The 19,703-nt window shown below is 66.4% G+C and carries 18 protein-coding genes; 13 read left to right on the forward strand and 5 right to left on the reverse strand.

Annotation, left to right across the window (positions count from 1 at the left end):
- Nucleotides 1–4 precede the first annotated feature (4 nt).
- On the reverse strand, nucleotides 5–1,102 hold the full coding sequence (locus tag AC3QL3_RS14930) for a hypothetical protein (protein WP_492894891.1): 1,098 nt from the start codon (nucleotides 1,100–1,102) through the stop codon (nucleotides 5–7).
- A gap of 353 nt (nucleotides 1,103–1,455) precedes the next feature.
- Nucleotides 1,456–2,850, reverse strand: coding sequence for a class II fumarate hydratase (locus AC3QL3_RS14935; protein ID WP_492894892.1), 1,395 nt, complete (start codon nucleotides 2,848–2,850; stop codon nucleotides 1,456–1,458).
- A gap of 109 nt (nucleotides 2,851–2,959) precedes the next feature.
- Here AC3QL3_RS14935 and AC3QL3_RS14940 point away from each other — a divergent pair, with 109 nt between their 5' ends.
- Genes AC3QL3_RS14940 through bla form a run of 3 tightly spaced genes read left to right on the forward strand, consistent with a single transcriptional unit; the run spans nucleotide 2,960 to nucleotide 6,565 of the window.
- A complete protein-coding gene (locus AC3QL3_RS14940) occupies nucleotides 2,960–4,276 on the forward strand; it encodes a hemolysin family protein (protein ID WP_492894893.1) in 1,317 nt (438 codons plus the stop codon).
- Nucleotides 4,273–5,652, forward strand: coding sequence for an adenylosuccinate lyase (gene purB, locus AC3QL3_RS14945; protein WP_492894894.1), 1,380 nt, complete (start codon nucleotides 4,273–4,275; stop codon nucleotides 5,650–5,652). Before AC3QL3_RS14940 ends, purB begins: the two co-directional genes overlap by 4 nt.
- A 10-nt stretch (nucleotides 5,653–5,662) precedes the next feature.
- Nucleotides 5,663–6,565 (forward strand): subclass B3 metallo-beta-lactamase, encoded by a 903-nt coding sequence (bla, locus tag AC3QL3_RS14950; RefSeq protein WP_492894895.1) that lies wholly within the window; start codon nucleotides 5,663–5,665, stop codon nucleotides 6,563–6,565.
- Nucleotides 6,566–6,589: 24 nt separating this feature from the next.
- Here bla and gstA read toward each other — a convergent pair whose 3' ends face one another.
- On the reverse strand, nucleotides 6,590–7,210 hold the full coding sequence (gstA, locus tag AC3QL3_RS14955; RefSeq protein WP_492894896.1) for a glutathione transferase GstA: 621 nt from the start codon (nucleotides 7,208–7,210) through the stop codon (nucleotides 6,590–6,592).
- A gap of 167 nt (nucleotides 7,211–7,377) precedes the next feature.
- On the opposite strand from gstA, the gene AC3QL3_RS14960 reads away from it, so the two are divergent.
- The 9 genes from AC3QL3_RS14960 (at nucleotide 7,378) to pilH (ending at nucleotide 17,874) form a co-directional block, all read left to right on the forward strand.
- Entirely contained in the window at nucleotides 7,378–7,779 is a 402-nt protein-coding gene (locus tag AC3QL3_RS14960) for a winged helix-turn-helix transcriptional regulator (protein WP_492894897.1), read from the forward strand.
- Entirely contained in the window at nucleotides 7,776–9,074 is a 1,299-nt protein-coding gene (locus AC3QL3_RS14965) for a JmjC domain-containing protein (protein ID WP_492894898.1), read from the forward strand. Before AC3QL3_RS14960 ends, AC3QL3_RS14965 begins: the two co-directional genes overlap by 4 nt.
- On the forward strand, nucleotides 9,071–10,009 hold the full coding sequence (locus AC3QL3_RS14970) for a GNAT family N-acetyltransferase (protein WP_492894899.1): 939 nt from the start codon (nucleotides 9,071–9,073) through the stop codon (nucleotides 10,007–10,009). The genes AC3QL3_RS14965 and AC3QL3_RS14970 overlap by 4 nt, the downstream gene beginning before the upstream one ends.
- A gap of 149 nt (nucleotides 10,010–10,158) precedes the next feature.
- Nucleotides 10,159–13,050 carry a 2-oxoglutarate dehydrogenase E1 component gene (locus tag AC3QL3_RS14975; RefSeq protein WP_492894900.1) on the forward strand — a complete coding sequence of 964 codons (2,892 nt, stop codon included), beginning with the start codon at nucleotides 10,159–10,161 and terminating at the stop codon, nucleotides 13,048–13,050.
- A gap of 56 nt (nucleotides 13,051–13,106) precedes the next feature.
- Nucleotides 13,107–14,348, forward strand: a complete 1,242-nt coding sequence (odhB, locus tag AC3QL3_RS14980) for a 2-oxoglutarate dehydrogenase complex dihydrolipoyllysine-residue succinyltransferase (RefSeq protein WP_492894901.1) — start codon at nucleotides 13,107–13,109, stop codon at nucleotides 14,346–14,348.
- A gap of 113 nt (nucleotides 14,349–14,461) precedes the next feature.
- Nucleotides 14,462–15,886 carry a dihydrolipoyl dehydrogenase gene (gene lpdA / locus AC3QL3_RS14985; protein ID WP_492894902.1) on the forward strand — a complete coding sequence of 475 codons (1,425 nt, stop codon included), beginning with the start codon at nucleotides 14,462–14,464 and terminating at the stop codon, nucleotides 15,884–15,886.
- A gap of 87 nt (nucleotides 15,887–15,973) precedes the next feature.
- Nucleotides 15,974–16,450, forward strand: a complete 477-nt coding sequence (locus tag AC3QL3_RS14990; protein ID WP_492894903.1) for a pyrimidine dimer DNA glycosylase/endonuclease V — start codon at nucleotides 15,974–15,976, stop codon at nucleotides 16,448–16,450.
- A complete protein-coding gene (locus tag AC3QL3_RS14995) occupies nucleotides 16,447–17,442 on the forward strand; it encodes a YhdH/YhfP family quinone oxidoreductase (protein WP_492894904.1) in 996 nt (331 codons plus the stop codon). Before AC3QL3_RS14990 ends, AC3QL3_RS14995 begins: the two co-directional genes overlap by 4 nt.
- A gap of 63 nt (nucleotides 17,443–17,505) precedes the next feature.
- Nucleotides 17,506–17,874: a twitching motility response regulator PilH gene (gene pilH, locus AC3QL3_RS15000; protein WP_492894905.1), complete on the forward strand. Its 369-nt coding sequence runs from the start codon at nucleotides 17,506–17,508 to the stop codon at nucleotides 17,872–17,874.
- A gap of 14 nt (nucleotides 17,875–17,888) precedes the next feature.
- On the opposite strand, the gene AC3QL3_RS15005 is transcribed toward pilH, so the two are convergent.
- Nucleotides 17,889–18,788 carry a DnaJ C-terminal domain-containing protein gene (locus AC3QL3_RS15005; RefSeq protein WP_492894906.1) on the reverse strand — a complete coding sequence of 300 codons (900 nt, stop codon included), beginning with the start codon at nucleotides 18,786–18,788 and terminating at the stop codon, nucleotides 17,889–17,891.
- A gap of 314 nt (nucleotides 18,789–19,102) precedes the next feature.
- Here AC3QL3_RS15005 and AC3QL3_RS15010 point away from each other — a divergent pair, with 314 nt between their 5' ends.
- Nucleotides 19,103–19,234: a hypothetical protein gene (locus AC3QL3_RS15010; protein WP_492894907.1), complete on the forward strand. Its 132-nt coding sequence runs from the start codon at nucleotides 19,103–19,105 to the stop codon at nucleotides 19,232–19,234.
- Here the strand turns inward: AC3QL3_RS15010 and AC3QL3_RS15015 are convergent.
- Nucleotides 19,224–19,643, reverse strand: a complete 420-nt coding sequence (locus tag AC3QL3_RS15015) for an Hsp20/alpha crystallin family protein (protein WP_492894908.1) — start codon at nucleotides 19,641–19,643, stop codon at nucleotides 19,224–19,226. The two genes, AC3QL3_RS15010 and AC3QL3_RS15015, sit on opposite strands and share 11 nt — an antisense overlap.
- Nucleotides 19,644–19,703: the final 60 nt, after the last annotated feature.

Consider the following 19,703-nt stretch of genomic DNA (forward strand, 5'->3'; position numbering starts at 1 on the left):
TCGCTCAGCGCGTGACGCTGCCGCGGATGCGGTACTTGCCCGGACCGTCGGCCTGCACGCTGGACTGGCGCAGATCGAACGAGCCGTCGAGCCAATAGCGCAACAGATCCTTGCCGTCGCGACGCACGACGACCGACGACCCGGTACCGGTGTAGACGACGTCGCCCTCGCGCAGCTCTGCGGCGGCGAGGCGGTCGTCGATGCGGCGGCCTTCGTTGAACGCCTTCTCCAGCGCCGTGCGCACCGGCGCACCGTCGGCCGGCACGGTGGCGACGAGTTCGACCTTGGAATTGTCGAATTCACGACGCAAGCTGCCTTCGCCGCGGATCGCCGATACGACCTGGTAGCGGTTCGATCCCGACGGGGTCAATTCGCTGCGGCGCAGATCGAGGTCGCCGTCGAGCCAGTACAGCACGGCCTTCAGCTCCTCACGTCGCACCACGCCGCGCACCGGCTCTTCGACATAGATCACGTCGCCCGCTTTCAGCGAAGCGACCGCCAACGAACCCTGTGCAGGGCGTCCGCCGATCAGCGATTCGCGCAGACGCTCGCGAATCGCCTCGACATCGACGACCGGCGCGGCCGGCTTTGCGGCCACCTTCGACGCGGCCGGTGCGGCCGGCACCGGCTTTGGCGTCACCGCGGCCGGAGGCGCCGGCGGCGGTGCTGCGACGGCCGGCGCGGCGGCCGCGACGGCAACCGGCTTGGCCGGAGGCGCGGGTGCCGGTTCCGGCTCGACTTCCTTGACCGGAGCCGCGGCGGCGACGGCCGCCGCGCGTGCCGGCGCCTTCTCGGCCTCCGGCTTGGCCGGCTTGGCCGCTTCGGCCTTGTCTTCGACACGCGCCAGCACGCTCTCGTAGAAGCCTTCGCGCAGTACGACGTCGCCCTTCTTCTTGCCGAGCTTGGCGGCGATCGAGGAATGCCATTCCTTCGGCGCCGTGATGACGACGCGCTTGCCTTGCGCGGCGGCTTGCTGCACCAGCGCGGCGAGCCTGGCGTCGCCCTTGCCGCTGGAGAAATCGGCGCCGCTGATGTCGACGCTCTGTTGCGCGGAGGCGCTGGCGGCGAACAGCGCGGCCGCAAGGATCAGCTTCCTGGACATTTTGTTACTCCTGGATTTGTGGACTAGGCGCCGCCCCAAGCGGCGCAACAGTGAAAGTCTGGAATCGCCGTGCTGCGGCGACATGTGCCGTTCGGCACGATGACGGTGCGGGCGACGGGCGTATGGACAAGATGAACGGCGCGCCGGCTTCGACCGACCCGACGTTCCTCACGTGAACGCCGGAGGGCGTCTTTCGAGGGCAGCAGCGCCCCGCGTGGATGAGCGCGGCTGCGAAACACGACCTTCCCTGGCCTGGTCAACTCGAGCCGCCGTCCGTGGCGCTCTCTAGGTTTCTCACGCCGCCCAGGCGACGATCGACCCTTCTACCCGCGACGCCCGCAGGCGTCGCCGACTCAGCCGCCGGCCGAGCCGCCGTGGATGCCGCCCTTGGTCAGCGCGGCGGGATCGAGCAAGGCCTGCAGTTGCTTGCGCGGCAGGCCGGTCTCCTCGATCGCGACGTCGAGAATCGCGCGGCCTTCCTTGTACGCTTTCTTCGCGATCGCCGCGCCCTTGTCATAGCCGATCACCGAGTTCAAAGCCGTGACCAGGATCGGGTTCTTGTCGAGCGCTTGCTTGATCTTGTCCTCGCGCACCTTGAAGCCCGCGATCGCCTTGTCCGCCAAGGCGACCGACACGTTGGCGAGAATTTCGATCGACTGCAGCAGGTTGTAGGCGATCACGGGCAGCTGCACGTTGAGCTGGAACAAGCCGCTCTGGCCGCCGATCGTGATGGTCAGGTCGTTGCCGATCACCTGCGCCGCGACCATAGCGACCGCTTCGGGGATCACCGGATTGACCTTGCCCGGCATGATCGACGAGCCCGGCTGCAGCGCCGGCAGTTCGATTTCGCCCAGGCCCGCAAGCGGACCGGAATTCATCAGGCGCAGGTCGTTGGCGATCTTGGTCAGCGCGACCGCCAGCGTCTTCAACTGACCGGACAGCTCCACCGCCGCGTCCTGCGCGCCGATGCCTTCGAAATAGTTGTCGGCCGACTCGAACTTCACCCCGGTCATCTTGCCGAGCTCGCGCGCGACCGCCGGACCGAGCTTCGGGTCGGCATTGATGCCGGTACCGACTGCCGTACCGCCGAGCGGCAACTTGCGCGCGCGCTTGAGGGCGTCGTTGATGCGTTCGATCGAAGAGCGGATCTGCGCCGCCCAGGCGCCGACCTCCTGCCCGAACGTCACCGGCATCGCATCCATCAAATGCGTGCGGCCGGTCTTGGCGACCTTGTTCAACTCGCGCGCGCGGCGATCGAGTGTCTTCTTGAGGTGCGCCAGCGCGGGCAGCAGCTTCTCGCTCGCGGTCAGGGTCGCGCTGACTTGGATAGCGGTCGGGATCACGTCGTTGGACGACTGCCCGTTGTTGACGTCGTCGTTCGGATGCACCTTGGTGCCGGCCGCGGTCGCGACGTGCGCGATCACCTCGTTCGCATTCATGTTGGACGAGGTGCCCGAGCCGGTCTGGAATACGTCGATCGGGAAATGTGCATCGAACTCGCCCGCCGCAACACGCTCGGCTGCCTTGCGGATCGCCTTCGCGGCGTTCTTCTTCAAGTGTCCGAGATCCGCATTCGCCTGCGCCGCCGCGGACTTGATCAGGCCGAGCGCGCGGATGAACTCGCGCGGCATGGTCAGGCCCGAGATCGGGAAATTGTCGACCGCGCGCTGGGTCTGCGCGCCGTACAGCGCCTTCGCGGGCACCTTCAACTCGCCCATGCTGTCGCGCTCGATGCGGTACTCGCTCATGCTTCACCTGCTGCGAAAAGGGGCGGCGATTATAGCGGCAGCGCACGCCGCGCCGGAGCCGGATCGCGCTGGATGCTAGAATGGCCGGCCGTCCCGTTCGCGCCCTGCGATGCTGCAAAACCTGCTCTACGTCGTCGCCGCCCTGCTCTTGGTGCTGCTCAACGGGTTTTTCGTCGCCTCCGAGTTCGCGCTGGTCAAGCTGCGCCAGACCCAGGCTGCGACAATCGGCGACAGCCACGGTTGGCGCGGTCGCATCCTCGTCGACGTCCACAACCATCTGGACGCCTATCTGTCCGCCTGCCAGCTCGGCATCACGCTGTCCTCGCTCGGCCTGGGCTGGATCGGCGAGCCGGCCTTCGCGCACCTGCTCGAGCCGCTGTTCGTCTATTTCGGCGTCGGTCCGGAGACGACCAAGATCGTCGCGCTGGTGATCGCCTTCACCCTGATCTCGTACCTGCACATCGTGCTCGGCGAGCTGGCGCCCAAGTCGCTGGCGATCCGCCGCCCCGAAGCGACCTCGTTGTGGACCGCGGCGCCGCTGTACGCGTTCTACTGGCTGATGTACCCGGCGATCTGGCTGCTCAACGCGAGCGCGAATTGGATGCTGCGCCAGGGCGGCGTCGAGCCGGTCGCGCACGACGACGCGCATCACTACTCGCGCGACGAGCTGAAGCTGATCGTCGACGCCCAGCGCGAGAGCCGTGCCGGCGAGGAATACTCGATGATGAAACACGCGCTCGACCTGCCGGAGCTGGTGGTCGGCGACGTGCTGCGCACGCGCGACCAGCTCGCCAGCTTGCGCGAAGGCATGGATCGCGACACCGTGCTGGCCGAGTTCGACCGCACGCGCTACAGCCGATATCCGTGGTTCGCCGCCGACGGCGACCGCGTACTCGGCGTGCTGCACATGAAGGATCTCCTGCACGCGATGGCCGGGCGCGAAACCGTCACCGACATGACGTCGCTGCTGCGCCCGCCGATCCTGCTGCCGCTGCACACGCCGGTGCTCGACGTGCTCAAGCGCTTCCGCGCCGGCGACACGCATCTGGCGCTCGGCGTCGAAGAATCGGGGCGCGTCGCCGGCTTCTTCACGCTGGAGGACATCCTCGAAGTGCTGGTCGGCGACATCGAGGACGAGCACGCGCGTGGCGGCAGCGCGCAGCGCCAAGGCGCGGGTGAAGAGCTGACCATCTCGGGCGGCACGCCGATCTACAAGCTCGAGCGCCTGCTCGATCACGACATCGCCGCGCCGGCCGACGTGAACTCGGTCGGCGGCCTCATCATCCATCGCCTAGAACGCCTGCCGGTCGAAGGCGAAACGCTCAGCTTCGACGGCTTCGACCTGACCGTGCGCACGATGCAAGGCGCGCGCGCCAAGACGATCGTCGTCCACCCCCACGAAAATCGTTCCGAGGACACCGCATGAAAGACGCATCCGCGCCGTCGGCCTTGCTCGCCCTGTCGCCGCTGGACGGGCGCTACGCCGCCAAGGCGGCGCCGCTGCGGCCGATCTTCAGCGAGTTCGGTTTGATGCAGCGGCGCGTGCGCGTCGAGCTGCACTGGCTGCTGGCTCTGGCCGAGGAACCGCGCATCACCGAAGTGCCCAATCTCTCGGCCGCGGCGCGTGCCGCGCTGCTCGCGATCGACGAGCGGTTCGGCGAAGAAGACGGCGCGCGCATCAAGACGATCGAGAGCACCACCAATCACGACGTCAAAGCGGTCGAATACTTCATCAAGGAAAAGATCGCGGACCAAGCCGAGCTGGCTGCGGTGAAGGAGTTCATCCATTTCGCCTGCACCAGCGAAGACATCAACAACCTCGCCTATGCGCTGATGCTGCGCGACGCGCGCGACGGCGTGCTGCTGCCCGCGCTCGACGGCGTGATCGGCAAGCTGCGCGCGCTGGCACACGAACACGCGAAGCTGCCGATGCTGGCGCGCACGCACGGCCAGACCGCATCACCCACCACGCTCGGCAAAGAATTGGCCAACGTCGTCGCGCGTCTGCAGCGCCAACGCCGTCAGATCGCCGCGATCGAGATCAGCGGCAAGATCAACGGCGCGGTCGGCAACTACAACGCGCACGCGATCAGTTATCCGGAAGTCGATTGGCCGGCGCTGTCCGAGCGCTTCGTCGAAAGTCTCGGCCTGAGCTGGAATCCGTACACGACGCAGATCGAACCGCACGACGGCATCGCCGAGTTCGGCGACGCCGTGCGCCGCGTCAACACGATCCTGATCGATTTCGCGCGCGACGTCTGGGGCTACATCTCGCTCGGTTATTTCCGTCAGACGGTGAAGGCCGGCGAAGTCGGCTCCTCGACCATGCCGCACAAGGTCAACCCGATCGACTTCGAGAACGCCGAAGGCAACTTCGGCCTCGCCAACGCGCTGTTCGAGCATTTCAGCGCCAAGCTCCCGATCAGCCGCTGGCAGCGCGACCTGACCGATTCGACCGTATTGCGCGCACTCGGCACCGCGTTCGGTCACACGCAGATCGCGCTCGACGCGCTGCTGCGCGGCTTGAACAAACTCAATGCCGCGCCGGAGCGATTGCAGGCCGATCTGGACGCGAGCTGGGAAGTACTGGCCGAAGCGGTGCAGACGGTGATGCGCCGCTACGGCCTGCCCGAACCGTATGAACAGCTGAAGGCGCTGACGCGCGGCCAAGGCATCACGCGCGATTCGATGCGCGAGTTCATCACCGGCCTCGATCTGCCGGCGCAGGCGAAGCAACGCCTGCTCGCGCTGACGCCGGGCAACTACGTTGGCCTGGCCGAATCGCTCGCCGCGTCGATCTGAGGGGCGCGAAATGCGGTACGGCGCAGTTTTTCTGCTCGCACTCCTTTTCGCGGGCGGCAGCACGCAGGCGAAGTCGCCCTCGCCCGCCGACGTCCCCGAATGCCGGCCCGGTGCCGACTGGAATCAGCCGGCGCGACCGCGACGGATCTACGCCAATGTCTGGTACGTCGGCACGTGCGGCTTGAGTTCCTTGCTCGTCGCCGGCGATCAGGGTCACGTCCTGCTCGACGCCGGCACGGAACGCGCAGCGCCGCTGATCGAAGCGAACATCCGCCGCCTCGGCTTCCGCCTGGCGGACATCCGTTACGTTCTCAACTCGCACGGCCATTTCGACCATGCCGGCGGCTTGGCGCAACTGCAGCGGGACAGCGGCGCGACCGTGGTCGCGCGCGGCGACGACGCCGAGGCGATCGAGCGCGGCCGCGGCGCGCGTAGCGACCCGCAATTCCTCAGCGCCGACGCGTTCTCGCCGGTCGCCCAGGTACGGCGCATCACGGACGGTGAAATCTTGAGCTTGGGAACGCTCGCGCTGACCGCGCATGCGACGCCGGGCCACACGCCGGGCGGCACCAGCTGGACCTTGAGCGCCTGCGAAGAGCGCCGCTGCGTGCGCATGGTCTACGCCGACAGCCTCACCGCGTACACCGACCAGGAATATCGCTACCTCGACCATCCGGCCTTTCTCGCCGAGCTGCGCGCGAGCATCGACGCGGTCGCGGCACTGCCCTGCGATCTACTGATCACCCCGCATCCCGACGCGAGCCGTCTGTGGGAGCGCGTCGGGGGTGATGCGAAAGTGCCGCTGATCGACAGCAGCGCCTGCCGCCGCTATGCCGACAGCGCCACGACGTTTCTGCACAAGCGTCTGGCGAAGGAACGAGACGCCGAGAAGGCGGCCGCGACGAAGCCCTGAGAGCGCCTGCGACCGCCCGTATCGTCAGGCCGGTTTGGACTTGATCAAACCCTCCGCCGCCATCGCCGCCTGCACGGCGGGCCGCTCGGCGACGCGCTTCTGGAACGCGAGCAGCGCCGGGAATTCCGTCAGATCGAATTTGACCGAGCGCGCCCAGTTGGTCACGGTGAACAAATACGCATCGGCCAGCGTGAACTGCTCGCCGAGCAGCCACGGCTGTCGCGTCAGAGTCGACTCGATCAGCTGATAGCGCTTGCGCAAGTACGCTTCGCGCTCGCTGCGCGTCTCCGCCGGGGTCGCATCGCTGAACAGCGGACTGTAGGTCTTGTGAATCTCCGAATTGATATAGCCGAGCATTTCCTGCAGGCGCGAGCGCGCCGGCGTGCCGTTCGGCGGCGCGAGCGTGTGGCCGGACTTTTGATCGGCCAGGAACTGCACGATCGCCGGGCCTTCGGTCAACACCTCGCCGTCGTCGAGTTCGAGCGCAGGGACGTAGCCTTTCGGATTGATCGTCCAGTAATCGGCGCCGGTTTCGGTGCGCTTGGTCTTGCTGTCGACCTTCTCGATCTCGATCGGCAGGCCCAATTCGTGCGCCGCGATGTGCGGCGACAGCGAGCAGGCGCCGGGGGTGTAGTAGAGCTTCATGATGACTTCCTTCTTGATGGAAACGACGGTGCCCGGACCGTGCGATCGTCGCTGCCGGGGACGCTCTATCGTAGTCACCCATGGTTACTGATAGATACCACCTAACTCGCAGTAACGCATAGAATGTGGTTACTCCCGCGTAACTTGAGAACTGCCGAGTCATTCGTATGGGCCTGCCGCTGCGCAAGAGCAAAATCGTTCCGCCGCCGAGTTGTCCTTTGACCAAGAGCGTGCTCATGCTGCGCGGCGCTTGGGCGCCGAACGTGATCTGGGCGCTGTCGGGCGAGCCCCGCCGCTTCGGCGAATTGCGTCACGACATTCCGCAGATTTCCGCGCGCGTGCTGTCGGCGCGCCTGCGCGAACTCGAATTGCGTGGCCTGGTTTCGCGGCATTTGCTCGACACCTCGCCGCCGTCGGCGGAGTACGCGCTGACCGAACTCGGCCGCGAAGTGATGCCGGCGATCAAGGCGCTGGTCGCGCTCGGTCACAAGCTGCCCGAAGTCGGCGAACGCGAGCGCGCGGCGGCGCGACGTGCCGCACGCAAAACCTCGGCGTACGTCTCCGCATGAAGAACACACCGGCGTTTCCCCTCGAAGTTCGCGCGACGTCGAAGCAGCCGCTCGGCATGTCGGCCGCGCACTTCCTGCGCGACTATTGGCAGAAGCGCCCGCTGTTGATCCGCAGCGCGTTCCCGGATTTCCAGAACCCGGTCGCGCCGGACGATCTCGCCGGACTGGCATGCGAAGAACTCGCGTTGTCGCGCCTGATCGTGCACGAGCCGAAGCGCGACCGCTGGAGCGTGCGCAACGGGCCGTTCGACGAAGCCGATTTCGCCAAGCTGCCGCAGACGCATTGGACCCTGCTCGTGCAGGACGTCGACAAGTGGGACGCCGACGTCGCCGCCCTGCTGCCGCATTTCTCGTTCCTGCCGAGCTGGCGCGTCGACGATGTGATGATCAGCTACGCCGAAGACGGCGGCTCGGTCGGCGCGCACGTCGACCAGTACGACGTGTTCCTGCTGCAAGGGCTCGGCCGCCGCCGATGGCAAATCGATGCAAGTCGCTGTAGTGAAAAGTCCCCGCGCGCGCATGCGGGCTCTAGCGAGGGATTCGCATACAGGACGGACACCGAACTGAAACTCCTGCGCGAATTTGCACCGACGCAGGAATGGGTGCTCGAACCCGGCGACATGCTGTACTTGCCGCCCGGCCTGCCGCATCACGGCGTCGCGCTCGGCGCGTGCATGACCTATTCGATCGGCATGCGTGCACCATCGCAGGCCGAACTCCTGGTCGATTTCGTCGAGACCTTGGCGGAGCGCCTGCCGGAATCGGCGCGACTGACCGACGCCGATCTCGTGCCGGCGCGCGGCGACGGCGAGATCGATGCCGCGGCGATCGCGCGTGTGGCCGCTGCGCTGCCTTGGCTTCGCACACAAGCAAGCGCAGCTGCGTCCGATCACGCGGATCGCGACAACGGCGATTCGAAAGCGATTGACTCGTCCTTGCTGCGCACGTGGTTCGGTTCCTTCATCACGCGCTATCGCAGCGCGCAGAACGCGGCGTCCAATCCGCGACCGCTCGGCGACGCCGCGTTCGCACGTGCGCTCGAGCGCGGCGCGCGCGTGCGGCGCAATCCGTGGTCGCGTTGCGCCTGGATGCGCGAAGGGCGCGGCGCGCTTCTGTTCGTCGCCGGCACGGCGCACGCCTGCTCGATCGGGTTCGCTCGACTGATCTGCGCGCAGCCCGAGTTCGCCAGTGCCGACGTACCGAACAACAAGCTCGATCATGCCGCGCTGCGCGCCCTGATCGATGCCGGGCACCTGGCCCTGCTGCGCCGGAGCGGACGTGGAGACCTGGCATGACCATGCCTGCGGATTTCGACGTGCGGCTGGTCTCCTGGAGTGGCGACGACCAATCCGGCTTGCGCCACGTTCGTGAACAAGTCTTCATCATCGAGCAGCAATGCCCGGAGGAGGAAGAATGGGACGCGCTCGATGAAACGTCGCTGCACGCGCTCGCCTGCGACCGCGACGGCCGGCCGATCGGCACCGGGCGGCTGACTCCCGAGCACAAGATCGGCCGCATGGCGGTGCTCGCGGATTGGCGCGGCCGCGGCGTCGGCGACGCGATCCTGCGCGCGCTGCTGGAGCAGGCGCGTACGCTTGGCTATCGAGCGGTCGAGACGCACGCACAGGCCCATGCAATCCCGTTCTACCAGCGCTTCGGCTTCGCCGCCTACGGCGAAGAATTCGACGAATGCGGAATCGCGCATCGCCGGATGCGGATCGAGCTGGACCCTGCGGCCGCGCGGCCACGCAGCGAGCGGCTCGCCGCCGGCGACCGCGAGCAGTCCGTGGCCGCCGTCGCCGCACTGCTCGAGGACGCGCGCTACGAGCTGGCGATCCTGACCGCGGACCTCGACCCCGAACTGCTCGCCACGCCGGCTGCACTCGAAGCGATCAAGCGCATCGCCCTGTCGAGCCCGCGCGCGCGCATTCGCATTCTCGTGCGCGAGCCGCGCCAGGCGCTGGCCGACGCGCAGCGGCTGATCGCATTGGCGCAGCGGCTGCCGAGCGCGTTCGCGCTGCGCACGCCGATTGAGGAAATCGATCGGCAAGACGGTTCCGCTTTCTTGCTCAACGATCGCCACGGCTACCTGTTCCGACCGCTCGCGGGCCGCTTGGCCGGAGAGGCCTCCGCCTACGCGCCGGGCCGCCATCAGCAGCTGCGCGCACGCTTCGAGGAGATGTGGGAGCGCGCCGAACCGGCGACCGAGCTGCGCGCGCTGGGAATCTGAATCGATGCCCCCAATTCGTCTGCGTGCACCGCAACAAAGTTTCGTTAAATGGTTATAATTCCGCTGTTCTGCCGACCCGCCCGGGGCGGCTGCCGCAGCCTGTTGTGAGGCGCGCATCCGGCGCGCTTTTTCGTCTGTAGGGTGTCAGCGTGAGCGCCAATCAGCCCAGTCTTCTCCAGCAGTTCCAGGCCACTTCCCCGATTTCCGGCGGCAACGCCGCTTTCATCGAAGATCTCTACGAGCAATACCTCGCCGACGCCGGCGCGGTCGCGCCGGAATGGCGCGAGTTCTTCGACGCCCTCAAAGGCCGCGAAGCCGGCGACGTGCCGCACTCGGGCGCGATCGCGCGCATCGAGCAGGCGCAGAAGCTCAACGGCCATGCCCGCCCCGCCGCCGCTTCGGCCGGCGATGCGCAGTCGCAGAAACAGGCGGCCGTGCTGAAGCTGGTCACCGCCTACCGCTCGCGCGGCCATCTCGCCGCCAAGCTCGATCCGCTCGACATGGAGCACGCGTTCACCGCGTCCGACCTGCAGGCGATCGGGCTGCTGCCGCGACCGTCGGCGCCGGATCTCGATCCGAGCTTCCACGGACTCGACACGGCCGATCTGGACACCGAGTTCAGCACCGGCTCCCTGGCCGGCCCGCAGAGACTCAAGCTGCGCGACCTGGTGGCCCAGCTCAAGGCGACTTACGCCGGCAGCATCGGCGCCGAGTTCATGTACATCTCCGACGTCGAACAGCGCCAGTGGGTGCACGAGCAGCTCGAGCGCGCCGGCGGCCGCTACGGACTCAGCGTCGAAGACAAGAAGCACGTGCTCGAAAAACTGGTGCAGGCGGACGGCCTCGAGCGCTATCTGCACACCAAGTACGTCGGCCAGAAGCGCTTTTCGCTCGAAGGCGGCGACAGCCTGATTCCGCTCTTGGACGAACTGATCCGCCGCGGCGGCGCCGACGGCATGAAGGACATGGTCGTCGGCATGGCGCACCGCGGCCGCCTCAACGTGCTAGTCAACATCCTCGGCAAGTCGCCGCAAAAACTCTTCGCCGAATTCGAGGGCAAGTTCGACCACCCCGACGATCCGGCCCATTCGGGCGACGTGAAGTACCACATGGGCTTCAGCGCGAACGTCAAAACGCCGGGTCGCACCGTGCACCTCGCGCTCGCGTTCAATCCTTCGCATCTGGAAATCGTCAATCCGGTCGTCGCGGGCTCTGTGCGCGCGCGCCAAACGCATCGCAGCGACGCCAGCCGCGAGCACGTGGTGCCGGTGCTGATCCATGGCGACGCCGCCTTCGCCGGCCAGGGCGTCAACATGGAATTGTTGAACATGTCGCAGGCGCGCGGGTTCGCGGTCGGCGGCGCGATCCACGTGGTGATCAACAATCAGGTCGGCTTCACCACCTCCAATCCGAACGACGCGCGCTCGACGCTGTACTGCACCGACGTCGCCAAGATGGTCAACGCGCCGGTGTTCCATGTGAACGGTGACGATCCGGAGGCAGTGCTGTTCGTCGCGCGCCTCGCCTTCGACTTCCGTCAGAAGTTCAAGCGCGACGTCGTCATCGACTTGGTCTGCTACCGCCGCCACGGCCACAACGAGGCCGACGAGCCGGCGGCGACGCAGCCGTTGATGTATCAGCTGATCCGTGCACGCCCGACGGCGCGCGAATCGTATGCGCAGAAGCTGACGGCCGAAGGCGTGATCGCCGAAACCGATGCCAAAGCGCTGGTCGACGCGTATCGCGCCAAGCTCGAAGCGGGCACGCCGATCGCCGAACTCGACAACGAGTTCAAGGACGAGTTCGCGGTCGACTGGAGCCGCCACCTGCGCGCTACGCTCGACCAGCCGGTGGCGACCGGCGTGTCCAAGGACAAGCTGGCCGAGCTGAACAAGAAGATCCTGACCATTCCGTCCGGCGTCACGCTGCACGCGCGCGTCGCCAAGATCTACGACGACCGCGCCAAGATGGCCGCCGGCGAGCAGTCGATGGATTGGGGTTTCGCCGAAAACCTCGCCTATGCCGCGCTGATCGACGATGGCTACGACCTGCGTCTGGTCGGCCAGGATTCGGGGCGCGGCACGTTCTTCCATCGCCATGCGGTGCTGCACGACCAGAACAGCGGCGGCGATTACGTGCCGCTCGCCACGCTGCGCGACAACGCCAGCGTCACCATCGTCGACTCGCTGCTCAGCGAAGAAGCGGTGATGGCGTTCGAATACGGCTACTCGACGGCAGAACCGCGCACCCTGGTGCTGTGGGAAGGCCAGTTCGGCGATTTCGCCAACGGCGCGCAAGTCGTCATCGACCAGTTCATTTCCTCGGGCGAGGCGAAGTGGGACCGCCTCTCCGGCCTGGTTCTGCTGCTGCCGCACGGCTACGAAGGCCAAGGTCCGGAGCACTCCTCCGCACGCCTGGAGCGCTATCTGCAACTGTGCGCGCTGGAAAACATGCAGGTCTGCGTGCCGACTACGCCGGCGCAGATGTTCCACATGTTGCGCCGGCAGATGCTGCGCGACGTGCGCAAGCCGCTGATCGTGATGACGCCGAAGTCGCTGCTGCGTCACAAGCTGGCGGTGTCGACGCTGGACGATCTCGCCGGCGGCCAGTTCCAGCTGGTGATACCCGACACGACGACGAAGAATGCGAAGAAGGTGCGTCGCGTCGTGCTCTGCTCCGGCCGCGTCTACTACGACTTGGTCGAGGAAGCGGCCAAGCGCAAGATCGAGGACGTGGCGCTGGTGCGCGTCGAACAGCTGTATCCGTTCCCGCGCACCGAAGCGGCTGCGGAGCTGGCGCGCTTCTCCGCCGCCAAGGAAATCGTCTGGTGTCAGGAAGAACCGATGAACCAGGGCGCGTGGTACCAGATCAAGCATCATCTGCAGACACTGGCCGGTCCGAAGCAGTCTCTGTCCTACGCCGGCCGCGCGCGCTCGCCGGCACCGGCCTGCGGCCATCTCGCCACTCATCTGGTCGAGCAGGCAGCGCTGGTCGAGCAGGCCCTGGTCGCCCCGGTCGGTCCGGACAACGTTTTGGAGTAGTTCTTCCCGCCGCTCTCCCTCCATCGGTGCAGCCGCCCCATCTTTAGGAACAAAACATGTCGTCCATCGAAGTCAAGGTTCCCGTCCTCCCCGAATCCGTCTCCGACGCCACCATCGCGACCTGGCACAAGAAAGCCGGCGACGCGGTCAAGCGCGACGAGAACCTGGTCGACCTCGAAACCGACAAGGTCGTGCTCGAAGTGCCGGCGCCGGCCGACGGCGTGTTGAAGGAAATCAAGTTCGACACCGGCGCGACCGTGACCAGCCAGCAGGTACTGGCGATCCTCGAAGAAGGCGCGGCTGCCGCGGCGCCCGCGGCGAAGGAAGCGGAGCCGGCCAAGAGCGAAGCGCCGAAGGCCGCCGCCCCTGCTCCCGCACCGGCTGCAGCGGCGGCCCCGGCGAAGAGCGCCGATCTTTCGCCGGCCGGTCAGCGTGTCGCCACCGAAAATCGCATCGATCCGGCCAACGTCGCCGGCAGCGGCCGCGACGGCCGCGTGACCAAGGAAGACCTGATCAATTTCATGCGCAACGACGGCGCTGCGAAGGCCGCTCCGGCTGCGCCGGCCGCTGCCAAGCCGGCCGCGACCGGCGGCGGCGCACGCGCGGAAGAGCGCGTGCCGATGACGCGCATGCGCGCGAAGATCGCCGAGCGCCTGATGCAGTCGAAGAACTCGATCGCGATGCTGACCTCGTTCAACGAGATCAACCTCGCCAAGGTGTCGGCGATGCGCAAGGAACTCGGCGAACAGTTCGAGAAGGCGAACGGCATCAAGCTCGGCTTCATGAGCTTCTTCGTCAAGGCTGCGGTCGAGGCGCTCAAGCGCCATCCGATCGTGAACGCCTCGGTCGACGGCAACGACATCGTCTATCACGGCTACCAGGATGTCTCGGTCGCGGTGTCGACCGACAAGGGCCTGGTCACGCCGGTGCTGCGCGACGCGCAGAGCATGGGCTTCGCCGACATCGAAAAGGCGATCGCCGCGTTCGCCAAGAAGGCGCGCGAAGGCGGCCTGACCCTGGACGATCTCGCCGGCGGCACCTTCACGATCACCAACGGCGGCACCTTCGGTTCGCTGTTCTCCACTCCGATCGTCAACCCGCCGCAGAGCGCGATCCTCGGCATGCACACGATCAAGGAACGCGCGATCGTCGAGAACGGCCAAGTCATCGCCGCGCCGATGATGTACGTCGCGATCAGCTACGACCACCGCATCATCGACGGCAAGGACGCGGTGCTGTTCCTGGTCGACATCAAGAACCAGCTCGAGAATCCGAGCAAGATGCTTCTCGGCTTGTAAGAGCTGGGATTCGGGATTGGAGATTCGGGATTCGCGGAGGCAGTCAGCGGCTCCGGTCTTGATTCTTTTTCCGAATCCCCAATCCCGAATCTCGAATCCCGTGAGCGAATGAAATGAGCGAACAGTACGACGTCATCGTCATCGGCGGCGGCCCCGCCGGCTATCACGCCGCGATCCGCGCCGCGCAGCTCGGCCTGAAGACCGCTTGCGTCGACGCCTGGACCGGCGCCGACGGCAAGGCCGCGCTCGGCGGCACCTGCCTCAACGTCGGCTGCATTCCGTCGAAGGCGCTGCTCGATTCGTCCAAGCAGTTCTGGAACCTGACCCAGCACTTCGACGTGCACGGCATCAGCGCCAAAGACCCTGCGATCGACGTCAAGACGATGATCGGCCGCAAGGACAAGATCGTGAAGCAGTTCACCGGCGGCGTCGCGATGCTCTACAAGGGCAACAAGATCGCCTCCTTCCTCGGCACCGGCAAGTTGCTGCAGGGTCGCCAAGTCGAGATCACCGCGCCGGACGGCGGCAAGCAGACGATCGCCGGCACCAATGTCGTCATCGCAACCGGTTCGGCGCCGATCGAACTGCCGTTCGCGAAGTTCGACGGCAAGCGCATCGTCGACAACGCCGGCGCGCTCGCATTCGACGCGGTGCCCAAGCGCCTCGGCGTGATCGGCGCCGGCGTGATCGGCCTCGAACTCGGCAGCGTGTGGCGTCGTCTCGGCGCGGAAGTCACGATCCTCGAAGCGCTGCCCGACTTCCTCGGTGCAGCCGACGCCGACATCACCAAGGTCGCGCTGAAGGAATTGAACAAGCAAGGCCTCAAGATCGAACTCGGCGCGAAGCTGTCGAAGGCCGAGATCAAGGGCGAAGAAGTTCACCTGACCTACGCCGGCAAGGACGGCGAGAAGCAGCTGGTGGTCGACAAGCTGCTCGTTGCGGTCGGTCGCCGCGCCTACACCGACGGCCTGCTCGGCGACGGCACCGGCGTCAAGCTCGACGAGCGCGGCCGCGTCGTCGTCGACGAGCACTGCTGGACCGGCGCCGAAGGCGTGTGGGCGGTCGGCGACTGCGTGCGCGGGCCGATGCTCGCACACAAGGGCTTCGAGGAAGGCATCATGGTCGCCGAGCTGATCGCCGGCAAAGCCGGCCACGTCAATCTCGACACGATCCCGTGGGTCATCTACACCGAACCCGAGATCGCTTGGGTCGGCCAGACCGAGAAGCAGCTCAAGGACGCCGGTATCCCCTACAAGACCGGCAGCTTCCCGTTCGCGGCGATCGGTCGCGCAGTCGCGATGAACGAGCCGGCCGGTCTGGTCAAGATGATCGCGCACGCGGAAACCGACCGCATCCTCGGCGTACATCTGGTCGGCGCGAACGTGTCCGAACTGGTCGCCGAATGCGTCGTCGCGATGGAGTTCAAGGGTTCGTCGGAAGACCTCGCGCGCATCGTGCACGCGCATCCGACCTTGAGCGAAGCGGTGCACGAGGCGGCGCTGGCGGTCGACAAGCGCGCGATTCACAAGATGAACTGAGCATCGACGGTGGCGGCGAGCTAGCACACGCCGCTGCCGCGATCTCGCTCATCCTCGACGCTGAAGAACGAGCGCGTCGAAATCCTCATGCGCATCTGGAGTCTGCATCCGCAGTATCTCGACGCCAAAGGTCTGGTCGCGCTGTGGCGCGAGACCTTGCTGGCGCAGGCGGTGCTGCTCGGGCGAACCAAGGGCTACACGCGCCATCCGCAGCTCGATCGTTTTCGCGCTACGGACTCGCCGCCCGCACTGGTCGCCGACTATCTGCGTGCGGTGGCGGCGGAAGCGGCGCAGCGCGGCTATCGCTTCGATACCTCGCGCATCGTCGACGCCGGCGGCACGGCTCGTCTGCCGGTGACGGATGGCCAGATGCAATGCGAATGGCAGCATCTGATGACCAAGCTCGCGCTGCGCGATCCTTTGCGCCGCGAGCGGCTGGCGGCGACACGTTCGCCCCTGCCGCACCCGCTGTTTGACGTCGTGCCGGGCGATGTGGAACCTTGGGAGAAAGCCGCGCCCGTGTCGGGACGGACGGCGAAGAAATCCTCCAAGGATCCCAAATGACGAGCGCGACGTTCAAAGCCTTCCGCATCCGCAACGACAACGGCGCGCATCGCGCCGGCATCGAAGATATGCGCGCAGACGAGCTGTCGGCCGGCGAGGTGCTGGTCAAGGTCGCCTACTCGTCGATCAACTACAAAGATGCGCTGGCCGGGACCGGCAAGGGCAAGATCCTGCGCCAATACCCGCTCAACGGCGGCATCGACCTCGCCGGTTACGTGGCGGCGTCGACCGATCCGAAGTTCAAGGAAGGCGATCAGGTCTTGTGCACCGGCTGCGGCTTGTCGGAAACGCGCGACGGCGGCTACGCCGAGTACGCACGACTCGAATCGAAATGGACGATTCCGCTGCCGACCGGACTGACCCTGCGCGAATCGATGGCGCTCGGCACCGCCGGCTTCACCGCCGCGCTCGCGCTGTTCCAGATGGTCCGCAATGGGCAGACGCCGGCGATGGGCCCGATCGTCGTGACCGGTGCGACCGGCGGCGTCGGCTCGCTCGCGATCGACGTGCTGACCCAGGCCGGTTTCGAAGCGCACGCGATCACCGGCAAGGTCGAGCAGTTCGACTATCTGATCGGGCTTGGCGCAAAACAATGCGTGGCGCGAACCGGGCTGCATTGGGGCCAACGGCCGCTCGAGACGGCGCACTGGGCCGGCGCGATCGACAACGTCGGCGGCGATCTCCTGGCCGGCTTGACGCGCGTGATCAAGCCGTACGGCAACATCGCCGTCTGCGGCAACGCGGCGGCGATCGACCTGGCCACGACCGTGGTGCCGTTCATCATTCGCGGCCTCAGCGTGCTCGGTATCGCCTCGGCCGGCACCGCGCGCGACATCCGCGATCAAATCTGGGCGCACCTGGCTTCCGATTGGAAGCCGGCGCAGCTCGAGCGAATCGCGCAGCGTGAAGTCGAACTGGCTGATCTGCCGACTGTTTTCGACACGATGCTGGCCGGCGGTTCGCTCGGCCGCAGCGTCGTTCGCATCGGTTGATTGCGTCTCTGGCGACACCGCCTTGGTCTGTCTAGAATGCCGCCCTTGCCCAGGGGGAACGCTATGTCCAGAGTGCTGATCGTCGACGACTCGCCTTCGCAGCTCGTCGGCATGAAACGCACCGTCGAGAAGCTCGGCCATCAGGTCATCACGGCGGAAGACGGCGCCGCCGGCGTCGAAGCGGCGAAGCGCGAACTGCCCGACCTGATCCTGATGGACGTGGTGATGCCGAACCTCAACGGCTTCCAGGCCACGCGCACCATCGCGAAGGACCCCAAGACCAGCCACATCCCGATCATCCTGGTCACCACCAAGGATCAGGACACCGACCGCGTGTGGGGCATGCGCCAGGGTGCCAAGGCGTATGTGACCAAGCCGATCGACGAGAGCGAACTGACGCGCGTGATCAAGGACTATCTGCCGGCAGGCTGAGTGCCGGGTTTGCTTCAGCCGCGCGGATCGTATTCGAAGTACGCCTTGGCCAGCGCCTCGTACAGCTCGCGCTGCTCGTCCGTTTCGGCTTTCGGTACACGCACTTCGAGCGTGACGATCTGATCGCCCGGCGTCTTGCCGGGCCAGCCGCGCCCGCGCAGACGCATCTTGCGGCCGCCGTCCGAGCCGGCCGGAACGCGCAGCTCGACGTTGCCCGCCAGCGTGGGCACCGTCACCGTCGCGCCGAGGGCGGCTTCCCACGGGGCGATCGGCAGATCGACCAGCACGTTGCGGCCGTCGAGCCGGAAGCGCGGATCGTCGCGCAAGCCGACTTCGAGAATCAGATCACCGGCCTTGCCGCCGTGCACGCCGGAATAGCCCTGCCCGGCCAGCCGGATCTGCTGGCCCGGTGCGATGCCGGCCGGAATCTTCACTTCCAGCGTGCGCTCGCCACCGCCGTCGCGCAGTGAAATGCGTTCGCGTCCGCCGTGGTAGGCGGTGCTGAGGTCGACTGCGATCTGTGCGTGCAGATCGCGCCCCGGCCGTGGGCCGGCACGTCCCGCGCCGCCGCGATTGCCGAACAGCGATTCGAAGAAGTCGCTGAAATTCTCTTGCTCGAAGCGACCGTCGCCGCCGCCGAAGTCGGTCTCGCCCTGCCAGTTCGGCGGCGGCCCGCGGAACGTGTCGCCGCCACGATAACCGCCGGCGCGCAGCTGATCGTAGGCCTTGCGTCGCGACGGCTCGCGCAACGCCTCGTAGGCCTCGTTGACCGCCTTGAACTTGTCCTCCGCGCCGGCTTCCTTGCTGACGTCCGGGTGGTATTTGCGCGCGAGTCGCCGATACGCCGATTTGATTTCGGCGTCGCTCGCATCCGACTTCACGCCGAGCGTTTCGTAGTAGTCCTTGAACTCCATCCCCGCCCTCGGTTGCTTTTGCGATCGTCCTTGATCGCTGCTTCGAACGTTGCGCGGATTCGCCTGACGCAACCGCGACTTGCAAGTCTAGAGCGGCCATCCGTGGCCGCACTTTTGAATGGGTTTTTGCGATCGTCCTTGATCGCTGTTTCAGATCGCGCTGCGATTCACGTGATGCAGACGCAACTTGAGAATCCAGAGCGGCCATCCGTGGCCGCACTTTAAATAGGTTTGCGATCGTCCTTGATCGCTGCTGCGAGTCGCGCTGAGACCACCCGACGCAAACGCAATCTGCAGGTTCATAGCAGCCGTCCATGGCCGCGCTGTCCAACAACAACGAAACCCGCGGTATGCCTACCGCGGGTGTGGCGTTCCTCGTTGCGGTACGCCGGCTGGATGCCAGCGTACCAAAGCGACTGCGTTCGTTCGCGGCGATCAGCCGTTGATCGCGATGCGGCGCGGCGCCAGTTCCGGCTTCTTCGGAATCGAGATCTCGAGCACGCCGTGCTTGCCGGCCGCGCTGATGCCGTCGGCGTTGGCGCTCTCGGGCAGCGTGAAGCGACGCTCGAAACTGCCGTGGCGGCGCTCGACGCGGGTGAGCTTGGCGCCGTCTTCCTTCGATTCGGACTTGCGTTCGCCCTTCAGCGTCAACACGTTCTTGTCCATCTGGACTTCGATCTCGGACGGGTCGATGCCGGGCAGGTCGGCCAGGATGACGAAACGCTCGGCTTCCTCGCGCACGTCGACGCGCGGCGCCCAGGTGCTGGTTTCGGCGTCGCCGAAGTAGCGATCCAGCGCGTGCTTGGCCTGCGCATTGCCGCGTACCAGCCAGGGGGAATAGTGGTTGACCAACATGGGTTCTCTCCGCATAGGTGTACGGCGACGCTCGCCGCGATGAGAACCAGATGGAGCTCG

The sequence above is a fragment of the Dokdonella sp. GW821-FHT11D02 genome (assembly GCF_058808595.1).

Bases quoted from the DNA above. Each gene is read 5' to 3' on its own strand.
- AC3QL3_RS14930 (WP_492894891.1), bottom strand. From the start codon at position 1,102: ATGTCCAGGAAGCTGATCCTTGCGGCCGCGCTGTTCGCCGCCAGCGCC.
- AC3QL3_RS14935 (WP_492894892.1), bottom strand. From the start codon at position 2,850: ATGAGCGAGTACCGCATCGAGCGCGACAGCATGGGCGAGTTGAAGGTG.
- AC3QL3_RS14940 (WP_492894893.1), top strand. From the start codon at position 2,960: ATGCTGCAAAACCTGCTCTACGTCGTCGCCGCCCTGCTCTTGGTGCTG.
- purB (WP_492894894.1), top strand. From the start codon at position 4,273: ATGAAAGACGCATCCGCGCCGTCGGCCTTGCTCGCCCTGTCGCCGCTG.
- bla (WP_492894895.1), top strand. From the start codon at position 5,663: ATGCGGTACGGCGCAGTTTTTCTGCTCGCACTCCTTTTCGCGGGCGGC.
- gstA (WP_492894896.1), bottom strand. From the start codon at position 7,210: ATGAAGCTCTACTACACCCCCGGCGCCTGCTCGCTGTCGCCGCACATC.
- AC3QL3_RS14960 (WP_492894897.1), top strand. From the start codon at position 7,378: ATGGGCCTGCCGCTGCGCAAGAGCAAAATCGTTCCGCCGCCGAGTTGT.
- AC3QL3_RS14965 (WP_492894898.1), top strand. From the start codon at position 7,776: ATGAAGAACACACCGGCGTTTCCCCTCGAAGTTCGCGCGACGTCGAAG.
- AC3QL3_RS14970 (WP_492894899.1), top strand. From the start codon at position 9,071: ATGACCATGCCTGCGGATTTCGACGTGCGGCTGGTCTCCTGGAGTGGC.
- odhB (WP_492894901.1), top strand. From the start codon at position 13,107: ATGTCGTCCATCGAAGTCAAGGTTCCCGTCCTCCCCGAATCCGTCTCC.
- lpdA (WP_492894902.1), top strand. From the start codon at position 14,462: ATGAGCGAACAGTACGACGTCATCGTCATCGGCGGCGGCCCCGCCGGC.
- AC3QL3_RS14990 (WP_492894903.1), top strand. From the start codon at position 15,974: ATGCGCATCTGGAGTCTGCATCCGCAGTATCTCGACGCCAAAGGTCTG.
- AC3QL3_RS14995 (WP_492894904.1), top strand. From the start codon at position 16,447: ATGACGAGCGCGACGTTCAAAGCCTTCCGCATCCGCAACGACAACGGC.
- pilH (WP_492894905.1), top strand. From the start codon at position 17,506: ATGTCCAGAGTGCTGATCGTCGACGACTCGCCTTCGCAGCTCGTCGGC.
- AC3QL3_RS15005 (WP_492894906.1), bottom strand. From the start codon at position 18,788: ATGGAGTTCAAGGACTACTACGAAACGCTCGGCGTGAAGTCGGATGCG.
- AC3QL3_RS15010 (WP_492894907.1), top strand. From the start codon at position 19,103: ATGGCCGCGCTGTCCAACAACAACGAAACCCGCGGTATGCCTACCGCG.
- AC3QL3_RS15015 (WP_492894908.1), bottom strand. From the start codon at position 19,643: ATGTTGGTCAACCACTATTCCCCCTGGCTGGTACGCGGCAATGCGCAG.